Below are 14279 nucleotides of genomic sequence, written 5' to 3' on the forward strand. Positions count from 1 at the left end.
AACACATGGAAGGAGCGTTCGCGATGGCATCCGACTTCGGCCCGCGCATCGCCGATCTTGTCGAGGTGGCGGCGACCCGGCTGCCCGAGGCTCCGGCGCTCGTCGTCACCGCGGATCGCATCGCGATCAGCCACCGCGACCTGGCCCGTCTGGTTGATGAGCTGGCCGGCCAGCTGACGCGGTCCGGCCTGCTGCCCGGTGACCGGGTCGCGCTGCGCATGGGCAGCAACGCCGAATTCGTCGTCGCCTTGCTGGCGGCGTCGCGTGCGGATCTCGTCGTCGTGCCGCTGGATCCGGCGCTGCCCATCACCGAGCAACGCGTCCGAAGCCAGGCCGCGGGAGCCCGGGTGGTGCTGATTGACGCGGATGGGCCGCACGACAGGGCAGAACCCACCACCCGGTGGTGGCCGCTCACGGTGAACGTCGGCGGTGACAGCGGCCCCTCGGGTGGCACCTTGTCGGTCCACCTGGACGCCGCCACCGAGCCGAACCCCGCAACCTCGACGCCCGAGGGACTGCGACCCGATGACGCCATGATCATGTTCACCGGCGGGACGACCGGCCTGCCGAAGATGGTCCCCTGGACGCACGCAAACATCGCCAGCTCGGTCCGCGCCATCATCACCGGGTACCGGCTGAGCCCGCGGGACGCCACCGTTGCGGTGATGCCGCTCTACCATGGCCACGGGCTGATCGCGTCGTTGCTTGCCACCCTGGCGTCCGGCGGCGCGGTGTCGCTGCCCGCACGCGGGCGATTCTCCGCGCACACCTTCTGGGACGACATCAAAGCCGTTGGAGCCACCTGGTATACGGCGGTTCCGACGATTCACCAAATCCTGCTGGAGCGATCGGCAACCGAACCGTCGGGGCGCAAACCTGCCGCACTGCGTTTCATCCGCAGCTGCAGCGCACCGCTCACTGCCCAAGCCGCGCTAGCACTGCAAACCGAGTTCGCGGCACCGGTCGTGTGTGCCTTCGGCATGACCGAAGCCACCCACCAGGTAACGACAACGCAGATTGAGGGTATCGACCAAACCGAAACTCCCGTCGTGTCAACCGGTCTGGTCGGCCGGTCGACGGGAGCGCAAATCCGGATCGTCGGGTCCGACGGGCTGCCACTGCCCGCGGGCGCGGTCGGGGAGATCTGGCTGCGGGGGACCACCGTGGTACGCGGGTATCTGGGTGACCCGACGATAACCGCCGCGAATTTCACCGACGGTTGGTTGCGTACCGGTGATCTCGGGTCCCTGTCGGCGGCCGGTGACCTGAGCATCCGCGGCCGCATCAAGGAACTCATCAACCGAGGTGGTGAAAAGATCTCGCCCGAGCGCGTCGAGGGCGTGCTGGCCAGCCATCCAAACGTCATGGAGGCAGCCGTATTCGGCGTCCCGCACCAGCTCTACGGCGAGGCGGTCGCGGCGGTGATTGTGCCTCGTGAGTCCGCCCCGCCGACTCGCGAGGAGCTTGTCCAGTTCTGCCGGGAACGGTTGGCGGCCTTCGAGATCCCGGCCTCCTTCCAGGAGGCCAGCGGGCTGCCGCACACCGCGAAGGGTTCGCTCGACCGCCGCGCTGTCGCCGAACGGTTCGGCCATTCGGTGTAGCTAGCCGGCCCCGGCCTTTACCCGGGCGGCGGCGGATTCCGGCATCGGTTCGTAGCGGGCAAACGAACGGGTGAAGGATGCGGCCCCATGCGCCAGCGAGCGCAAATCGATTGCGTAGCGGGTCAGCTCGACCTGAGGCACCTCGGCCTTGATCACCGTGCGGTCGTGCCCCGCGGTCTCGGTGCCGAGCACTCGGCCACGACGACTGGACAGGTCGCCCAACACCGCGCCGACGAAATCGTCGGGTACCAGCACCGAAATCTCATCGATTGGCTCGAGCAAGATCACCTTCGTCGCGGCCGCGGCCTCCCGCAATGCGAGCGCGCCGGCCATTTGGAAGGCGAAATCGGAAGAGTCGACGCTGTGGGCTTTGCCGTCGAGCAACGTGACCCGGATATCGACCACCGGGTAGCCGGCGTGCACTCCCTTATCCATCTGTGCGCGGACACCTTTCTCCACATTGGGGATAAACTGCCGCGGCACCGCCCCGCCAACCACTTTGTCGAGGAACTCGAACCCGGAGCCCTCCGGCAGCGGCTCCACCTCGATGTCGCACACCCCGTACTGACCGTGACCACCGGACTGTTTGATGTGGCGGCCATGGCCTTTCGCATTGCCGGCGAAGGTTTCCCGCAGCGGCACCCGCAGCTCGATCGTGTCTACGCTGACGCCGTACCGGTTGGCCAGTGTATCCAGGACGACGCCGGCATGGGCCTCGCCCATACACCACAGCACGACCTGATGGGTCTCTTGATTTTGCTCGATCCGCAGTGTCGGGTCTTCGGCGGCCAACCGGCCCAACCCGACCGACAGCTTGTCTTCGTCGGTCTTGGCATGCGCCGCAATGGCGATCGGCAGCAGCGGCTCGGGCATGGTCCAGGGTTTCAGCACCAGGGGCTCGGCCTTATCCGAGAGTGTGTCCCCGGTCTCGGCCCGGCTCAGCTTGCCGATGGCGCAGATGTCGCCCGCGACCACGGCTGCTGCCGGGCGCTGTTGCTTGCCCAGCGGGAACGACAAGACTCCGATGCGCTCGTCTTCGTCGTGGTCGGGGTGCGTGTTACTAGTTCCGCCGCCGAAAAACGATGAGAAATGGCCCGACACATGGACCGTCGTGTCGGGCCTGATGGTTCCGGAGAACACCCGCACCAAGCTGACCCGGCCGACGTAGGGGTCCGACGTCGTCTTCACCACCTCGGCGAGCAACGGCGCGTCATTGTCACAGGCCAGCTCCGCATGCGGGACACCCTGCGGGGTAAAGACCTCCGGCAGTGGGTGCTCCATCGGAGACGGAAATCCGCGGGTGGCTACCTCAAGCAATTCCAGTGTGCCGACCCCGGTGCTGCTGCACACCGGAATCACCGGGAAGAACGAGCCTCGGGCGACGGCTTTCTCCAGATCCTGGATCAGCACCGACTCGTCGATCGTCTCGCCGCCGAGGTAGCGCTCCATCAAGGACTCATCCTCGGATTCCTCGATGATTCCTTCGATCAAGGCGCCGCGCGCCTCCTCGATTCGCTCGGTGTCCGACTCGGCCGGGGTTCGTGTCGTTCGCTTGCCGTCGGCGTACTCGTACAGTGCCTGCGAAAGCAATCCGATCAGGCCGTCACCGGACGGCAGGTAGAGCGGTAAGACCTTGTCGCCGAAGGCGTCTTGTGCCGCGGTCAGCGCTTCCCGGTAGTTCGCCCGGGCGTGGTCCAGCTTGGTGATGACCACCGCGCGGGGCATGCCGACCTGGCTGCATTCCTGCCACAGGGACTTGGTCGGTTCGTCGACGCCCTCGTTGGCCGCGATCACGAACAGTGCGCAATCGGCGGCCCGCAACCCGGCCCGCAGCTCACCCACGAAGTCGGCGTACCCAGGGGTGTCGACGAGGTTGACCTTGATGCCGTCGTAAGCCAGCGAGGCGACCGCAAGGCCCACCGAGCGCTGTTGCCGGATCTCCGCCTCGTCGAAGTCGCAGACCGTGGTGCCCTCGGTGACCGAGCCCGGCCTGGACAACACCTTGGCCGCCACCAGGAGAGCCTCGATGAGGGTGGTCTTGCCGCCCCCCGAGGGCCCCACCAGAACCACGTTGCGAACGCCGCCGGGCCCGTTTGCGGTGGGAGCGGCGGCCGCGCCCTGGGAAGCATTCACTCTGTCGGCCATGGCTTTCCTCCAGTTCTCCGGGGTCGGTTCCCGTGGTGTGGCCCAGCAGGACGTAGTAGGCAACTTTTCTCCCAACTGCCGCCCAGCACAAGGGTCGGGTCAGGTGAGTAGTAGGCAATCGGAGCCGTCGTTGTGGTCAGGCGTGCCAGCTGGCCCAGCGCTGGACTGCTATTGCGATTACCGGGCCGTTCAACGGAACCGATTGGTATTGAGCATATTTGGCGCGCAGCAGGCGGTATGCGGCGCGCATCACCTCGCCATCGCGATGAATCGCGGCGACCCCGTCGGCCCGGACCCACCACAACTGGGTCCAATCATCGGCATAGCTGTCGACGAGCACGCTGGCCCGTGGATTGTGCTCGAGATTGGCGAGCCGGCGCAGCCGCTGCGTCGTTTTCCGCTTCGCGTCGACGGCGGTGTAGATAACGTCTGCACCGGTCGCCTCGGCCGGGCGCCTAGCGCCGAGCGCGAATACGACCGGCACCAGGTGGGGTGTGCCGTCGGGCGTGCTGGTGGCCAGTCGTGCGACGGGGGACTGGGCAAACCTGAGCTTTGGGTCGAATTCCCCCACGGCGCCAGCTTATGCTCAGCTGCCGCCCAACGTCGCGCAGTCTGGACGGCCAGACGTCGCGGCCGTGACAGCGGACATCTCGGGCAGCCCGGTCCATGGGGCGTGCGTGCTAATGGTGCCGGTGGTAATCCAGTGGCGCGCAAGGTAATTGGCCGGGTCGGTCTCGGCCGCCGCAGGAATCGGTTGGGTCGGTTTGAACGTGACAGAGACGAACAGAGACCAGTGCTATCGCGTCGAACGGACGACCGTTGACGCTTTGACACATCCCGAGTATCGAGTACATACTCGAGGCGTGCAGCGGGTCAGGGTCACGAGGAACGCCCGGAAGCACCGCGTGTCCAAGCACCGCATCGTCGCCGCTATGCGCCACTGCGGTGTTCCGGTCATTCAGGAAGATGGCTCGCTGTACTACCAGGGCCGCGATACGTCGGGCCGTCTTACCGAGGTCGTCGCCGTCGAAGCCGACGACGGTGACCTGATCATCACTCACGCAATGCCGAAGGAGTGGAAGCGATGACGAAGAAGCCACGTAACCCCGCCGACTACGTGATCGGCGACGATGTCGAGGTGTCTGACGTCGATCTCAAGCAAGAGGAGGTCTATGTCGATGGCGAGCGGCTAACGGACGAGCGCGTCGAGCAGATGGCTTCAGAGTCGCTGCGGCTGGCGCGCGAACGAGAAGCCAACCTGATTCCTGGCGGCAAGTCTCTGTCCGGCGGCTCTGCGCACTCGCCGGCTGTGCAGGTGGTCGTTTCGAAGGCTACCCACGCCAAGCTCAAGGAGCTGGCGCGCAGCCGGAAGATGAGCGTATCTAAGCTGCTGCGTCCCGTGCTCGACGAGTTCGTACAGCGAGAAACGGGTCGGATTCTCCCACGGCGTTAGCTTGTGCTCAGCCGCCGCTCGACGTCGCGAAGTCTGGACAGTCAGCTGTCGCAGCCGTGACCAGCGGACATCTCGGGCAGCTAGCCCGACAGGGTGCGCGTGCACCTGGCCCGGGTGGTAATCCATTGACGCGCACGGCAATTGGCCGGCTCGGTCTCGGTCTGCGGATACCGCACTGAAGGGCGACAATTTTGGCGAAAAGGCCGTGTGCGGTGCCGGGTCGCGCTACGTTCAGATTCACCTAACAATGTCGTCCGCCAACGAGCGTGTTCGCCGGTGGTGGGGCGGGCGGGTTGGGGAGGTGTGTGATGTCGTTTGTCAGCGTAGCCCCGGAGATTGTGGTGGCCGCGGCAACAGACCTGGCGGGTATCGGATCGGCGATCAGCGCGGCCAATGCCGCCGCGGCTGCGCCGACCACCGCCGTGCTGGCCGCGGGTGCCGATGAGGTGTCGGCGGCGATCGCGGCGCTGTTTTCCGGCCACGCTCAGGCCTATCAGGCGCTCAGCGCCCAGGCGGCGGCGTTTCATCAGCAGTTCGTGCAGACGCTTGCCGGTGGCGCTGGAGCATATGCGGCCGCCGAGGCCCAGGTCGAGCAGCAGCTGCTGGCCGCGATCAACGCGCCCACCCAGGCGCTGCTGGGGCGCCCCTTGATCGGCAACGGTGCCGATGGGGCGCCGGGGACTGGGCAGGCCGGCGGGGCTGGGGGGATCTTGTACGGCAATGGCGGCAATGGCGGCTCCGGGGCGGCTGGGCAGGCCGGGGGTGCCGGCGGGCCGGCCGGGCTGATCGGCCATGGCGGGTCCGGCGGGGCCGGCGGCTCCGGCGCGGCCGGCGGGGCCGGCGGGCACGGCGGATGGCTGTGGGGCAACGGCGGCGTCGGCGGATCCGGCGGGGCGGGTGTCGGCGCAGGCGTGGCTGGCGGTCACGGCGGTGCGGGCGGTGCCGCCGGGCTGTGGGGCGCCGGCGGCGGCGGTGGCAATGGCGGGAACGGCGCCGATGCCAACATCGTCAGCGGTGGAGACGGTGGCCTCGGCGGTGCCGGTGGCGGTGGCGGATGGCTCTACGGCGACGGCGGGGCCGGCGGACACGGCGGACAAGGCGCAATCGGCCTCGGCGGCGGCGCCGGCGGCGACGGGGGCCAGGGCGGCGCCGGCCGCGGACTGTGGGGTACTGGCGGCGCCGGCGGACACGGCGGGCAAGGCGGTGGTACCGGGGGCCCACCGCTGCCCGGTCAGGCAGGCATGGGCGCCGCGGGTGGCGCCGGTGGGCTGATCGGCAACGGCGGGGCCGGCGGCGACGGCGGTGTCGGCGCGTCCGGCGGGGTCGCCGGAGTAGGCGGTGCCGGCGGGAACGCCATGCTGATCGGGCACGGCGGCGCCGGCGGCGCCGGCGGAGACAGCAGTTTCGCTAATGGCGCGGCCGGCGGCGCGGGCGGTGCCGGAGGGCACCTCTTCGGCAATGGCGGGTCCGGCGGCCACGGCGGAGCCGTCACGGCCGGCAACACCGGTATCGGTGGCGCCGGCGGCGTCGGTGGGGACGCCAGGCTGATCGGCCACGGTGGCGCCGGCGGTGCCGGCGGGGACCGCGCCGGAGCCTTGGTTGGCCGTGACGGCGGGCCCGGTGGGAACGGGGGCGCTGGCGGCCAGCTATACGGCAACGGCGGCGACGGCGCCCCCGGCACCGGCGGAACACTGCAGGCGGCGGTGAGCGGATTGGTGACGGCTTTGTTCGGTGCACCCGGCCAACCCGGCGACACCGGCCAACCCGGCTAGCCCCGATCAACGAGGGTTTCGGTGCCGGTCCGGGGCATGGCCATCCGCTGAGCTGGCGATCTGGACTACGTTGGTGTAGAAAAATCCTGCCGCCCGGACCCTTAAGGCTGGGACAATTTCTGATAGCTACCCCGACACAGGAGGTTACGGGATGAGCAATTCGCGCCGCCGCTCACTCAGGTGGTCATGGTTGCTGAGCGTGCTGGCTGCCGTCGGGCTGGGCCTGGCCACGGCGCCGGCCCAGGCGGCCCCGCCGGCCTTGTCGCAGGACCGGTTCGCCGACTTCCCCGCGCTGCCCCTCGACCCGTCCGCGATGGTCGCCCAAGTGGGGCCACAGGTGGTCAACATCAACACCAAACTGGGCTACAACAACGCCGTGGGCGCCGGGACCGGCATCGTCATCGATCCCAACGGTGTCGTGCTGACCAACAACCACGTGATCGCGGGCGCCACCGACATCAATGCGTTCAGCGTCGGCTCCGGCCAAACCTACGGCGTCGATGTGGTCGGGTATGACCGCACCCAGGATGTCGCGGTGCTGCAGCTGCGCGGTGCCGGTGGCCTGCCGTCGGCGGCGATCGGTGGCGGCGTCGCGGTTGGTGAGCCCGTCGTCGCGATGGGCAACAGCGGTGGGCAGGGCGGAACGCCCCGTGCGGTGCCTGGCAGGGTGGTCGCGCTCGGCCAAACCGTGCAGGCGTCGGATTCGCTGACCGGTGCCGAAGAGACATTGAACGGGTTGATCCAGTTCGATGCCGCGATCCAGCCCGGTGATTCGGGCGGGCCCGTCGTCAACGGCCTAGGACAGGTGGTCGGTATGAACACGGCCGCGTCCGATAACTTCCAGCTGTCCCAGGGTGGGCAGGGATTCGCCATTCCGATCGGGCAGGCGATGGCGATCGCGGGCCAGATCCGATCGGGTGGGGGGTCACCCACCGTTCATATCGGGCCTACCGCCTTCCTCGGCTTGGGTGTTGTCGACAACAACGGCAACGGCGCACGAGTCCAACGCGTGGTCGGGAGCGCTCCGGCGGCAAGTCTCGGCATCTCCACCGGCGACGTGATCACCGCGGTCGACGGCGCTCCGATCAACTCGGCCACCGCGATGGCGGACGCGCTTAACGGGCATCATCCCGGTGACGTCATCTCGGTGACCTGGCAAACCAAGTCGGGCGGCACGCGTACAGGGAACGTGACATTGGCCGAGGGACCCCCGGCCTGATTTCGTCGCGGATACCACCCGCCGGCCGGCCAATTGGATTGGCGCCAGCCGTGATTGCCGCGTGAGCCCCCGAGTTCCGTCTCCCGTGCGCGTGGCATCGTGGAAGCAATGAACGAGGCAGAACACAGCGTCGAGCACCCTCCCGTGCAGGGCAGTCACGTCGAAGGCGGTGTGGTCGAGCATCCGGATGCCAAGGACTTCGGCAGCGCCGCCGCCCTGCCCGCCGATCCGACCTGGTTTAAGCACGCCGTCTTCTACGAGGTGCTGGTCCGGGCGTTCTTCGACGCCAGCGCGGACGGTTCCGGCGATCTGCGTGGACTCATCGATCGCCTCGACTACCTGCAGTGGCTTGGCATCGACTGCATCTGGTTGCCGCCGTTCTACGACTCGCCGCTGCGCGACGGCGGTTACGACATTCGCGACTTCTACAAGGTGCTGCCCGAATTCGGCACCGTCGACGATTTCGTCGCCCTGGTCGACGCCGCTCACCGGCGAGGTATCCGCATCATCACCGACCTGGTGATGAATCACACCTCGGAGTCGCACCCCTGGTTTCAGGAGTCCCGCCGCGACCCAGACGGACCGTACGGTGACTATTACGTGTGGAGCGACACCAGCGAGCGCTACACCGACGCCCGGATCATCTTCGTCGACACCGAAGAGTCGAACTGGTCATTCGATCCTGTCCGCCGACAGTTCTACTGGCACCGATTCTTCTCCCACCAACCGGATCTGAACTACGACAACCCCGCCGTGCAAGAGGCGATGATCGACGTCATCCGCTTTTGGCTCGGCTTGGGCATCGACGGGTTTCGGTTGGACGCGGTGCCCTATCTCTTTGAACGTGAGGGCACCAACTGCGAGAACCTGCCGGAAACACACGCTTTTCTCAAGCGAGTCCGCAAGGTGGTGGACGACGAATTCCCCGGCCGGGTGCTGCTAGCCGAAGCCAATCAGTGGCCGGGCGATGTCGTCGAATATTTCGGTGATCCCAACACCGGTGGCGACGAGTGCCACATGGCCTTTCACTTCCCGCTGATGCCGCGCATCTTCATGGCCGTGCGCCGGGAGTCCCGTTTTCCGATCTCGGAGATCATCGCCCAGACCCCACCAATCCCTGACATGGCGCAATGGGGGATATTTCTGCGCAACCACGACGAGCTGACGTTAGAAATGGTCACCGACGAAGAGCGCGACTACATGTACGCCGAGTACGCCAAGGATCCACGGATGAAGGCGAATGTCGGAATCCGTCGTCGGCTTGCGCCGCTGCTCGACAACGACCGCAACCAGATCGAGCTGTTCACCGCGCTGCTGCTGTCGCTGCCCGGCTCGCCGGTCCTCTACTACGGCGACGAGATCGGGATGGGCGACGTGATCTGGTTGGGTGATCGCGACGGCGTGCGCATCCCGATGCAGTGGACACCGGACCGCAACGCGGGTTTCTCCACCGCCAACCCGGGTCGGCTGTACCTGCCGCCCAGCCAGGACCCGGTTTACGGGTATCAGGCCGTCAACGTCGAGGCGCAACGCGACACCTCGACGTCGCTGCTCAACTTCACTCGCACCATGCTGGCCGTGCGTCGCCGACACCCCGCGTTTGCGGTCGGCGCATTCCAGGAATTGGGCGGGTCCAACCCGTCGGTGCTGGCCTACGTGCGTCAGGTGGCCGGCGATGACGGCGACACCGTGCTCTGTGTCAACAACCTGTCGCGATTCCCGCAGCCCATCGAATTGGACTTGCAGCAATGGACCAACTACACGCCGGTCGAGCTGACCGGGCACGTGGAGTTTCCACGCATCGGCCAGGTGCCCTATCTGCTGACGCTGCCAGGACACGGGTTCTACTGGTTCCAGTTGACCACACATGAGGTGGGGGCACCTCCCACTTGCGGGGGAGAGCGGCGCCTATGACTCGCGCCGGCGACGATGCACAGCGAAGCGATGAGGAGGAGCGGCGCCTATGACTCGCGCCAGCGACGATGCACAGCGAAGCGATGAGGAGGAGCGGCGCCTATGACTCGGTCGGACACGCTGGCAACCAAGCTGCCATGGTCCGATTGGCTTTCGCGGCAACGTTGGTATGCCGGACGCAACCGCGAGCTGGCCACGGTCAAGCCGGGCGTAGTCGTCGCCCTGCGACACAACCTCGACCTAGTCCTGGTCGACGTAACCTACACCGACGGTGCAACGGAGCGTTACCAGGTGCTCGTCGGATGGGATTTTGAGCCGGCGTCCGAGTACGGCACGAAAGCCGCCATCGGCGTCGCCGACGATCGCACGGGATTCGATGCTCTCTACGACGTCGCCGGGCCGCAATTCCTCCTGTCGCTAATCGTCTCGTCCGCCGTCTGTGGCACATCCACCGGCGAAGTAACGTTCACCAGGGAGCCAGACGTCGAGCTGCCCTTTGCCGCGCAGCCGCGGGTATGTGACGCCGAACAGAGCAACACCAGTGTGATCTTCGATCGGCGGGCTATCCTCAAGGTGTTCCGCCGGGTAAGCAGCGGGATCAACCCCGACATAGAGCTGAACCGCGTGCTTACCCGTGCCGGTAATCCACATGTGGCCCGCCTGCTGGGCGCTTACCAGTTTGGGCGGCCCAATCGTTCGCCAACCGATGCTCTGGCGTACGCCCTGGGCATGGTGACCGAGTATGAGGCGAACGCGGCCGAAGGCTGGGCGATGGCCACCGCCAGCGTGCGGGACCTCTTCGCCGAGGGAGACCTCTATGCCCACGAAGTCGGCGGCGATTTCGCCGGTGAATCCTACCGGCTCGGCGAGGCGGTCGCCTCGGTGCACGCCACGCTGGCTGACAGCCTCGGAACCGCGCAGGCAACGTTCCCGGTGGACCGGATGCTGGCGCGGCTGTCGTCGACGGTGGCGGTGGTGCCCGAACTGCGGGAGTACGCGCCAACGATCGAACAGCAATTCCAGAAGCTCGCGGCGGAGGCAATCACGGTCCAGCGGGTGCACGGTGACCTGCACTTGGGACAGGTGCTGCGTACCCCGGAAAGCTGGCTGTTGATCGACTTTGAAGGCGAGCCGGGCCAGCCGCTGGACGAACGGCGAGCGCCGGATTCGCCGCTGCGCGACGTGGCCGGTGTGTTGCGATCGTTCGAGTACGCCGCTTACGGGCCGCTGGTGGACCAGGCCACCGACAAACAACTTGCCGCTCGCGCCCGCGAATGGGTCGAGCGCAATCGCGCCGCCTTCTGCGACGGCTACGCGGTCGCGTCGGGAATCGACCCGCGAGATTCGGCGCTGCTGTTGGGCGCCTACGAACTCGACAAGGCGGTTTATGAGACCGGCTATGAGACACGGCACCGGCCGGGTTGGCTTCCGATTCCGCTGCGTTCGATCGCCCGCCTGACCGCTAGCTGATACCGGCCGGGGTGTCCGGCTTATTGCTTGGCGTGCGTGCGTCCTGGGCGTCTGGAAGCATGCTCGTGTGCAACGAGAGATTTATGACGGTGAGGCGCGGCTGTCATGGGTGTTGGCGGCGCTGGCCGGGATACTGGGGGCAACCGCGTTCACCCACTCCGCGGGATACTTCGTTACTTTCATGACCGGCAATTCGCAGCGCGCGGTGCTGGGATTGTTTGGGGACGACGCGTGGATGTCTGTCACCGCGTCGTTGCTGATTCTATTCTTCGTCGCCGGCGTGGTGATTGCGTCGGTGTGCCGGCGGCATTTCTGGGCGGCGCATCCCCACGGCCCGACCGTGCTGACCACCTTCAGTTTGATATTTGCCGCCGGAGTCGACATTATGCTGGGCGGCTGGCACGAGAGCATGCTCGATTTTGTGCCGATTCTGTTCGTGGTCTTCGGGATTGGCGCCTTGAACACATCGTTCGTCAAGGATGGCGAGGTATCGGTTCCGTTGAGCTATGTGACCGGCACATTGGTCAAGATGGGCCAGGGCATCGAACGTCACCTGGCCGGCGGAAAAGTGGAGGACTGGCTCGGCTACTTCCTGCTGCACGCCAGCTTCGTGCTAGGCGCCGCGGCCGGTGGCGCCATTAGTATGGTCGTCACCGGACCCCAGATGCTCGCGGTCGCGGCGGTAGTGTGCGCTGCGACAACCGGCTATACCTACCTGCACGCTGACCGGCGAGGGTTGGTCAATCAAAAGCGGCCCCAGCCGGGAAAGCGGCTCTTTCGAGCGCTCAGGCGAGGCGAATTAGATTCGGGAACCTCCACGCCCGCAACCAATTACGGGTCGAGTTAGCTTGGCTTCCAGTGGCGCTGGCGAAGGGGTGACCACGCCAACTTCACCCGGAAGGTCCGACCCAGTGCGGATGTTCCACACATCGGCAGCAGCGCTGGCCGTTGCGCTGCTGCCGATGCTGGCTTGCTGGCTCAGGCGGCCGGCGCAGCAGGGGCGGCCGGGGGTGTCGCGCCGTTGAGCACATGCTGGATATCGGCCTTCATGGCGACCAGCTGCTCGTTCCAGTAGGGCCACGAGTGTGTTCCGTTGGGCGGGAAGTTAAACACCCCGTTGCGTCCACCGTCGGCCGCGTAGGTGTCCCGGAAGGTCTGGTTGGTGCGCAGGGTGAGGCCTTCCAGGAACTTCGCCGGTATGTTGTCGCCGCCGAGGTCGCTGGGTGTGCCGTTACCGCAGTACACCCAGATCCGGGTGTTGTTGGCGACCAGGCGGGGAATCTGAACCATTGGGTCGTTGCGCTTCCAGGCCGGGTCGCTGGACGGACCCCACATGCTGTTGGCGTTGTAACCGCCCGAGTCGTTCATCGCCAGGCCGATCAGCGTCGGCCACCAGCCCTCGGACGGGTTGAGGAAGCCCGACAACGACGCGGCGTACGGGAACTGCTGCGGGTAGTACGCGGCCAGGATCAGCGCGGAACCGCCCGACATCGAAAGACCCACCGCCGCGTTGCCTGTCGGGGACACGCCCTTGTTGGCCTGTAGCCAGGCGGGCATCTCTCTGGTAAGGAAGGTCTCCCACTTGTAGGTGTAGTTCTGGCCGTTGCTCTGCGAGGGCTGATACCAGTCGGTGTAGAAACTGGATTGGCCGCCCACGGGCATGATCACCGACAACCCTGACTGGTAGTACTCCTCGAAGGCCGGGGTGTTGATGTCCCAGCCGTTGTAGTCATCCTGGGCCCGCAGACCGTCGAGCAGGTAGACCGCGTGCGGTCCGCCGCCCTGGAACTGGACCTTGATGTCGCGGCCCATCGACGCGGATGGCACCTGCAGATATTCCACTGGAAGACCGGGCCTAGAGAATGCGCCCGCGGTGGCCGGCCCGCCGAAGGTACCGACCAGACCGTAAACCAGGACAGCCCCCATAGCCGCGATAGCCAGCCGGCGCGGCAGGGTTGTCGCTGCGCTCCGCAACCTTCGCACCTGTTCGAAGAACGTCATAGCTACTACCAATCCCAACTCTCATCTGCCGCACGACGCGGTCGAATCTGTTCTGGGCGAGTGAAACACACCGAGGACGCTCAGTTCGAATGTCGTGGCCGCAGCGCGAGATCGCGGTTGGCTAACGATTCAGCGTCGGCCCGGACACCTTGGGCGATTGACACACCCGGGTCACGGCTGGCTCCCGAGCGGCGCAACGACCGCACGCACAACCCCTATGCTTACTGCCGACCAGAGGAGAGACCCATGCGCACCTTCGAGTCGGTCGCCGACCTGGCCGCCGCCGCGGGCGAAAAGGTCGGGCAGAGCGACTGGGTGACCATCACCCAGGAAGAGGTCAATCTGTTCGCCGACGCAACGGGTGATCACCAGTGGATCCACGTCGACCCGGAACGGGCCGCTGCGGGTCCCTTTGGCACCACCATCGCGCACGGATTCATGACCCTGGCGTTGCTCCCGCGCCTGCAACACCAGATGTACACCGTCAAGGGCGTCAAGCTGGCAATCAACTACGGCCTGAACAAGGTTCGCTTCCCGGCACCAGTACCCGTCGGCTCGCGGGTGCGTGCGACGAGCTCGCTGGTCGGTGTCGAGGATCTGGGCAACGGCACCGTGCAGGCGACGGTGTCGACGACCGTCGAGGTCGAGGGATCGGCCAAGCCGGCGTGTGTGGCCGAAAGCATCGTGCGCTACGTCGCCTGAGG

General features: G+C 66.6%; 12 protein-coding genes and 3 other annotated features. Of the genes, 9 read left to right on the forward strand and 3 right to left on the reverse strand.

Annotated features, from left to right (window positions below; all coding sequences use genetic code 11):
- The first annotated feature begins 23 nt into the window (after positions 1 to 23).
- The gene (gene fadD7 / locus Rv0119; RefSeq protein ID NP_214633.1) at positions 24 to 1601 is read left to right on the forward strand and encodes a fatty-acid--CoA ligase FadD7; all 1578 of its coding nucleotides are present in this window, start codon (positions 24 to 26) and stop codon (positions 1599 to 1601) included.
- Here fadD7 and fusA2 read toward each other — a convergent pair whose 3' ends face one another.
- Both fusA2 and Rv0121c read right to left on the reverse strand, forming a co-directional pair.
- Entirely contained in the window at positions 1602 to 3746 is a 2145-nt protein-coding gene (gene fusA2 / locus Rv0120c) for an elongation factor G (RefSeq protein NP_214634.1), read from the reverse strand. It lies immediately after the preceding gene.
- Positions 3747 to 3882: 136 nt separating this feature from the next.
- Positions 3883 to 4317, reverse strand: a complete 435-nt coding sequence (locus Rv0121c; RefSeq protein ID NP_214635.1) for a hypothetical protein — start codon at positions 4315 to 4317, stop codon at positions 3883 to 3885.
- Positions 4318 to 4465: 148 nt separating this feature from the next.
- Here Rv0121c and Rv0122 point away from each other — a divergent pair, with 148 nt between their 5' ends.
- The 7 genes from Rv0122 (at position 4466) to Rv0128 (ending at position 12421) form a co-directional block, all read left to right on the forward strand.
- On the forward strand, positions 4466 to 4834 hold the full coding sequence (locus tag Rv0122; protein NP_214636.1) for a hypothetical protein: 369 nt from the start codon (positions 4466 to 4468) through the stop codon (positions 4832 to 4834).
- Positions 4831 to 5199 (forward strand): hypothetical protein, encoded by a 369-nt coding sequence (locus Rv0123; RefSeq protein ID NP_214637.1) that lies wholly within the window; start codon positions 4831 to 4833, stop codon positions 5197 to 5199. The genes Rv0122 and Rv0123 overlap by 4 nt, the downstream gene beginning before the upstream one ends.
- Positions 5200 to 5507: 308 nt before the next feature.
- On the forward strand, positions 5508 to 6971 hold the full coding sequence (gene PE_PGRS2, locus Rv0124; protein YP_177693.1) for a PE-PGRS family protein PE_PGRS2: 1464 nt from the start codon (positions 5508 to 5510) through the stop codon (positions 6969 to 6971).
- Between the two features lie 151 nt (positions 6972 to 7122).
- Positions 7123 to 8190 carry a serine protease PepA gene (gene pepA / locus Rv0125; protein ID NP_214639.1) on the forward strand — a complete coding sequence of 356 codons (1068 nt, stop codon included), beginning with the start codon at positions 7123 to 7125 and terminating at the stop codon, positions 8188 to 8190.
- Between the two features lie 108 nt (positions 8191 to 8298).
- Complete coding sequence (gene treS, locus Rv0126; RefSeq protein NP_214640.1) at positions 8299 to 10104, forward strand: trehalose synthase/amylase TreS; 1806 nt, start codon at positions 8299 to 8301, stop codon at positions 10102 to 10104.
- Positions 10048 to 10100, forward strand: a repeat region (53 bp Mycobacterial Interspersed Repetitive Unit,Class III (see Supply et al., 1997)). Its footprint overlaps the gene before it by 53 nt.
- Positions 10101 to 10153: a repeat region (53 bp Mycobacterial Interspersed Repetitive Unit,Class II), on the forward strand.
- Positions 10154 to 10206: a repeat region (53 bp Mycobacterial Interspersed Repetitive Unit,Class II), on the forward strand. It abuts the feature before it with no gap.
- Positions 10207 to 11574 (forward strand): maltokinase, encoded by a 1368-nt coding sequence (gene mak / locus Rv0127; RefSeq protein ID NP_214641.1) that lies wholly within the window; start codon positions 10207 to 10209, stop codon positions 11572 to 11574. It abuts the feature before it with no gap.
- 67 nt (positions 11575 to 11641) lie between these two features.
- Entirely contained in the window at positions 11642 to 12421 is a 780-nt protein-coding gene (locus tag Rv0128) for a transmembrane protein (RefSeq protein ID NP_214642.1), read from the forward strand.
- A gap of 131 nt (positions 12422 to 12552) precedes the next feature.
- Here Rv0128 and fbpC read toward each other — a convergent pair whose 3' ends face one another.
- Complete coding sequence (gene fbpC / locus Rv0129c; RefSeq protein ID YP_177694.1) at positions 12553 to 13575, reverse strand: diacylglycerol acyltransferase/mycolyltransferase Ag85C; 1023 nt, start codon at positions 13573 to 13575, stop codon at positions 12553 to 12555.
- A 246-nt stretch (positions 13576 to 13821) separates the two neighbouring features.
- Between fbpC and htdZ the strand changes: the two genes are divergently transcribed.
- Positions 13822 to 14277, forward strand: a complete 456-nt coding sequence (htdZ, locus tag Rv0130) for a 3-hydroxyl-thioester dehydratase (RefSeq protein NP_214644.1) — start codon at positions 13822 to 13824, stop codon at positions 14275 to 14277.
- Positions 14278 to 14279: the final 2 nt, after the last annotated feature.

Source organism: Mycobacterium tuberculosis H37Rv (assembly GCF_000195955.2).
Lineage (GTDB): Bacteria > Actinomycetota > Actinomycetes > Mycobacteriales > Mycobacteriaceae > Mycobacterium > Mycobacterium tuberculosis.